The organism is Micromonospora qiuiae (genome assembly GCF_016863555.1).
GTDB classification, from domain to species: domain Bacteria; phylum Actinomycetota; class Actinomycetes; order Mycobacteriales; family Micromonosporaceae; genus Micromonospora; species Micromonospora qiuiae.
This window is the reverse complement of record NZ_BOPC01000145.1, coordinates 1-5,810: the sequence shown is the minus strand read 5'-3', so window position 1 is coordinate 5,810 and position 5,810 is coordinate 1. Positions and strand designations below refer to the sequence as shown.

Annotated in this window: 4 protein-coding genes and 1 pseudogene; 2 read left to right on the top strand and 3 right to left on the bottom strand. The window is 68.9% G+C overall.

Features of this window, described 5'->3' with window-relative positions:
* Positions 1-251 (bottom strand): annotated as a pseudogene (locus Vqi01_RS29810) (hypothetical protein); the annotation flags it as partial.
* Complete coding sequence (locus tag Vqi01_RS29805) at positions 248-586, bottom strand: PadR family transcriptional regulator (protein ID WP_239098772.1); 339 nt, start codon at positions 584-586, stop codon at positions 248-250. The pseudogene Vqi01_RS29810 and the gene Vqi01_RS29805, both read right to left, overlap by 4 nt.
* 683 nt (positions 587-1,269) lie before the next feature.
* On the opposite strand from Vqi01_RS29805, the gene Vqi01_RS29800 reads away from it, so the two are divergent.
* Positions 1,270-4,143 carry an AfsR/SARP family transcriptional regulator gene (locus tag Vqi01_RS29800; protein ID WP_204038466.1) on the top strand — a complete coding sequence of 958 codons (2,874 nt, stop codon included), beginning with the start codon at positions 1,270-1,272 and terminating at the stop codon, positions 4,141-4,143.
* A gap of 353 nt (positions 4,144-4,496) precedes the next feature.
* Here the strand turns inward: Vqi01_RS29800 and Vqi01_RS29795 are convergent, their stop codons facing one another.
* On the bottom strand, positions 4,497-5,021 hold the full coding sequence (locus Vqi01_RS29795) for a hypothetical protein (protein WP_204038465.1): 525 nt from the start codon (positions 5,019-5,021) through the stop codon (positions 4,497-4,499).
* A gap of 414 nt (positions 5,022-5,435) precedes the next feature.
* Here Vqi01_RS29795 and Vqi01_RS29790 point away from each other — a divergent pair.
* Positions 5,436-5,810: IS110 family transposase (locus Vqi01_RS29790; RefSeq protein WP_204038464.1), on the top strand; the 375-nt coding region annotated here is incomplete at its 3' end.

The window sequence follows — 5,810 nt, the reverse complement described above, 5'->3', positions numbered from 1 at the left end:
GCGCTGACGGCGGGCCGCGCCGCGAGGTGGCGCGCCTTGGCGGCGTCGGGCGCCGTGCCACCCCTGCTGAGTGGGCGACCGAGTCGGGCCCGCATGCCGTGCCGAAGCAGGTTGAGCGTCTCAATAGGGCCGGGCCGGACGTGTCCGGCCTCGGCAGCCATGAGCAGCGTGTCTGCCAGTTCTCCGCGACGTGAGCCCTTCGGGTAGACGTGCAGCAGCAGGCGATATGGGGTGGCGAGGCGGCGGCTCATGCGAACGCCGGGCCAGGCCGCGAGGCGTTCAGCCGCCGCGATGCGGTGCGAACGTTGTGGGCCAGTCGCGCTGTCTCCTCAGCGAGTGCTGCCGCGCCGCCGTCGGTGAGGCGGTAGTAGCGCCGAGGACGCCCTTCAACGGTCTCCTCTCTGTCGATCGCGACCAGTCCTTGGGCGGCTAAACGGTCCAGCGCCGCGTAGAGGGTGCCGGCCTGCAACCTGACCTGGCCTTCGGAGAGCGCCTCGGCCGTCTGGATCACGCCGTACCCGTGCCGTGGTTGATCGACCAGCGCGGTCAGGATCCAGAACGTCGGTTCTCGCATGGCCTTCGACATGACCGCCAATATAAAGATTATCTGACTATGGTGCAACGGCGCTGGTGCCGCGCCGGCCGGGGCGCTCACATCGCCCGCTTGCAGTCCCGAGCCACGCCCCGCGACCGGCAGACCCGAAAAAGCCACACGAGCACTCTCCGGTGGCCGGAGGAAGCACGAACGGCCACTGCACCGCCGGGCAACGCCGCTATCGCAACGTCCCGAACAGCGCGCACGTCGGCTACTGGCTCGCGGCCGCCGTTCATCCGGTGGTACCGGTTGTTGGCGTCGCGCTGGGTCAGACTGGGGTCCGACGGTGATCGGCGACACGACTGTCTCGATGCGACCACCTCCGACGGATCAGGTGAGCGCACATCGGCAGATCCGCGCGCCCCTCGACGGGTTGTGCTCGCCGTCACCGGGTGTAGCTCAGATTCAGGCGCGGAGCGTCTCTGCCGTTGCCGATTGCCCAGACGTACTGCCGATGGTGGTGGTTTGTCATGTGCGTGGTGGCGTGCATGGCTCTGCACTGATCTCGTGCGCCGGCATCGTGCCCCACAGACACGGAACTGGGCGTGACCTGCTGTTGTAAGGGTGTGTAAGGCCGTGTGAGGTGTTGTCAGCATTGACACCAGCGCTTCCGTCCTCCTCCGCACCTACCGTCGGTTCCACCGCACAGGACCCGCACGGCAGGAGACCCAGGCATGCCACGATCAGCTGCTGCTGCAACCGTTGTCGCCGCGGGCGGCGCTGTCCTGATCGCGGCGGCACCGCCGGTCACGTTGTTCCTGACCGGCTGGCTCTCCATCACGACGCCGTCAGCGGAGCAGCTGCGGGCGTGGCTGCAGCAGCCGCTGACTACCGGCTTCGTGACCGCGTTTTTCCAGTTCAGTGCGTGGCTACTCTGGACACTGCTCGCCGCCATCGTGTCCCGGCGCGTCTATTACCACCTGGCCCGTCGGATCCGATGGCGGTGTGCTCTTCGCTTGCCCAGCCCTCTGCAGGGCCTGACGGCAGCGTTCCTTGGCGCCACCGCCGTCACCACCACCGCCGCCGTGCCCGCGGTCGCGCACACCACCTCCAGCGCGGACACCGTCCCACCCGACATTCCATCCCAGCCCTCCGAAAGAATTCTCGAAGACGAGGAGTCGGGTGAACCGGCGAGGTCGACGTACACCGTGCGTCGGGGTGACACTCTGTCCGCCATCGCCGACCGCTTCCTCGACGACCCGGACCGGTGGCGGGAGATTTACATCCTCAACCGCGGCACCCGCTACCCCCAGATCGGCGGCACCCTGACAGACCCGAACCTGATCCGCCCCGGCTGGACCCTCGACCTACCCGCCGCAGAGGCCGAAACACCATCCACACCGCGCCCGCCCGACCGGCCGGCTCCGACCAGCCCGTCGACTCCGGACAACCCACCACCGCATGACCACTGTGCTGCCGCGCCATCACCCACCCAGCCACACACGCCGAACCAGCCAGCACCAATGTCCACCGCCCCACCTCGTGCCACACCGGGTACGGCATCACCCGCCACGCAGTCCACGGCAGTGCCATCGACGACGGTCGCCCCCGACCCCGATTCCGTGGTCGAACGTCCGCCGGCCACCACGCCGTCTGCCGCTGCGACCTCCCCGACGACCACACCGGTTCCGAGCAGCACCACACCGGCCGCCTCCCCAACGGCCGACAACCGACCGAACGACGACACCCACGAAGTCAGCCTTCCCGGAGGTTGGGTACCCATCGGACTGGCAGCGGCGCTGGCCGCCGCAGCATCCGTGGTCTGGCTGCGACGCCGCACCCGCTACGACCCCATCGCCGATCTCGACCCGGCCAACGATCCGACCCTGCAACCTCTGCCCGCCGTCATCAGCCGGCTGCGCCGAGTGGCCCGCGAGCAGGCACCCGACCTGTTCGCCCCACCAGCTCCGCAGCCCACCGTCCGCGACATCGCCGAAGGCACACCACCGACACCAACCCCGTCCGGCCCGTCCGGCCCGCAACTCGCCGGCCTGCCGGAGCACCCCGCCGACGGACTCGGGCTCACCGGACCAGGCGGACCCGACGCGATCCGCGCAATGCTCGTCGCCACGCTGTCCTCCGGCAGCCGCGACGACCCCGACGCTCGCGGCCACATCGTCATCCCCGCCACCGCGCTGGCCGACCTGATCGGCGGCAACGCCATCACCAACCTCGTCGGCGTCATCCCCCGACTCCACGTCACCGCCGGACTGGACCACGCCCTTGCCCATATCGAAGCCCAAATCATTCACCGCACCCGCGCCGTCACCGACGCCGACGTCACCAACCTCGACGACCTCCACAAAGCCGACCCGCACCACGAACCGCTCCCGCCGATCATCCTGATCACCGATGTGCCGGACACCGCGATCCGAGCCCGGCTCTCCACCGCCCTGCACCTCGGCCACCCCCTCGGCATCACCGCCCTCATCGCCGGCGACTGGCCCCGCGGCGCCACCCTCACCGTCGCCCCGGACGGCACCACCACAGACGGCGACACCCAACCCGGACCCAAACTGTCCGTCCTGGACAGCGATACCACCCTGCAACTGCTCGCAGTCCTCAAAGAGGCACACACCGGCGACCCCGTCAGCCCACCACCCTCGTCGGATTCGAATCAGGACCAGGCCGTTGCTACGGCGGAGCCCGGTGCCAACACCGACCTCGCAGCGCCCGTCACCGCTGATACCGACACCAACCAGGCGGACATTGCCCGCCAGCAGCCAACCGACAGCCCCGAGCCGCCAGAACCAGCGGCAGACCGTAGGCAACCGAAGGTCCGCGTCCAGATCCTCGGCAGCCCTGCGATCATCGGCGCCGACGGGACCCCGGTAACGGGCGTCCGGCGGGCCAGCTACGAACTCCTCACCTACCTCGCGGTCCACCGCGACGGCGCCGACATCGCCGACATCGAAGTCGCCATGACCCCAGACGCCACACCCCGCCGGGCCCGCGACCGCCTCTCCACCAACGTCGCCAACCTCCGCAACCGGCTCACTGCCGCCGCCGGGCTCAACCCAGGCGACGACACCCACACCTTCAAACCGGTGGTCAACCCCGGCGGGCGCTACTACCTCGACCCCAACCTCCTTGACATCGACTGGTGGCGAGTCCTCGACGCCACCAGCCGCGCCGGACGCACCACCGACCGACAAGCCCAGCGGGAAGCGCTTGAGGAAGCCGTCGGCAACTGGGGTGGCCTGCTCCACGACGACTTCGAATGGTCCGACGGCCCGCAACACACCTGCCGACAGGTCGGCGTCAACATCCATGCCCGCCTTGCCGTCCTGGTCGCCGACACGGATCCCGCCCGCGCCCGCGATCTCCTCGACGCGGCATGCACCATCGACCCCATCAACGAGGAGATCGCCCGCCTCGCTATGACCGCCCACAGCCAGACCGGCGACACGGCAGCCGTGCGAACGCGACTCACCGCACTCACCCAGGCGCTGCAGACGATTGACGAAGAACCGTCCGAGGAAACCCACCGACTTGCCCGCCGCCTGCTCCACCCCACATCACCACGAACGCACAAACGGTCGAGGTAGCTCGGAAACGGCCTCCGGCGAATTACGCAGCACCAACAGTTGGACCGCACTGCCCGGAGCGCCACCACGATCAGCCGCTCGACGATTGCCCAACCGCTCTCCGTTACTGAACCGCTGTTCAGGGCGACTTGTCGGCGTACGGGTTCCAGTGCAGAACCAGGTACGCCAGACGTACACAGGCCGGGTTGTCTGCCGCTTCGGCTGCGGACGTAGCGGCCTCTCTTCCGCTGCTCACGCTGCGTTACCAGTAGAGTCTGGTCGGCGCCGGGATCGCGGCATCCGTGCGTTCCGACCTGAGAGCCGCAGGCCCCGTCAGCGGTCCGCAAAAGCACTCGTCAATTGGCCACGGGCTGTTATCGGTAGAGCGGCTGGTCCTGGGTGGGGTCGGCGGGGACCACGTCGAGGCGCGGGTCGGTGGTGAGTTGGGTGATCAGCGCCCGTGTCCCGCCGATCCCGGCCCAGTGGGGATCGACGTCCTTGGCCACGCACCAGGCGTGATCAGCGGGCCAGGTGAATGCCGGCTCGGCGTTGCTGAGACGATGCTGGCCCGGCCATTCCGCAGCGGTGTCCCATGTGCCGACGTCGGATAACGGCCCTCGAAACAACCAGTACGCGCGGTGGGGCACCACAACCTTGGGCACCTGCGGCATCGATGGTGGGGCAGCGGGTGTGGGCGCCAGGCCCGGCTGGCCGCCGGGCCGCTCGAGCGGGGCGGCGGTGTTCCCTTCGTCGATGTACATGGCGTCGTCGTCGGCTGCGACGTCGGTGCCGGCGAAGCCTTCCCAGACACAGAAGTAGCAATCTTCGGGGGTCGTGGTGGGCTGCCAGCCCTTCGAAAAGGGTGGGCAGTTGGTCGGTGCGCCAGCCCGCGTCGGCATCGTTCTCGCTTTGGCCGGGGCGTGTCGGATCGGGCAGGAACCGAAGCCGCGCGTAGGCGTCGAAGCCCGCAGGGCCGAGGCCCACAAGCTGCTGCCACGGCAGGTCGCTACGGGCGATCCAATCGGCGGCCGACAGTTCCCGACAGAAGTTGGCACCTCTCTGTGTCAAGGCGTTGGCAGCAGAGAGGTCTCCAACTTGTTGGATTGGTGGCGGAGATCAGGGTCTGCAGCCATGATCTTCGAGGTTGTGGTCGGGGTCGCTCGGGAAACACCTGCCGCCCACGGGCTGGCCCCCTAACGGCCTGCGCCCCGGCCGCAACCGCCGGCGAGAGTGGCTCGAGAGAGGTCTGTCTAGCCCGAAGTTGGTCTGCCCTCCTCGCCGGACGCCCTTTCCCGGCCCTGCGAGGAGAATCTGTGCCCTCCGTCCTGCCCACAGTGCCTACCCCGGTCGTCATTGCGATCGATCCCCACAAGGCGTCTTGGACCGCTGTCGCGGTCGACAACCGTCTTCAGCCTCTCGCCGCGATCCGTGTCGAGGTCAACCGCGGCGGCTATCGGAAACTGCGTCGCTTCGCCGGCCGTTGGCCGCACGCGACCTGGGCAGTCGAAGGCGCAGCTGGCCTCGGCGCCGCGCTGACCGCCCGTCTGGGCACCGATGGCGTGGACGTTGTCGACGTGCCCGCGAAGCTGGCCCGCCGCGTGCGGCTGCTGTCCACGGGCCACGGCCGCAAGACCGACCAGGCCGATGCCCTGTCGGTCGGTATCGCCGCGCATACCGCCACTGGGCTT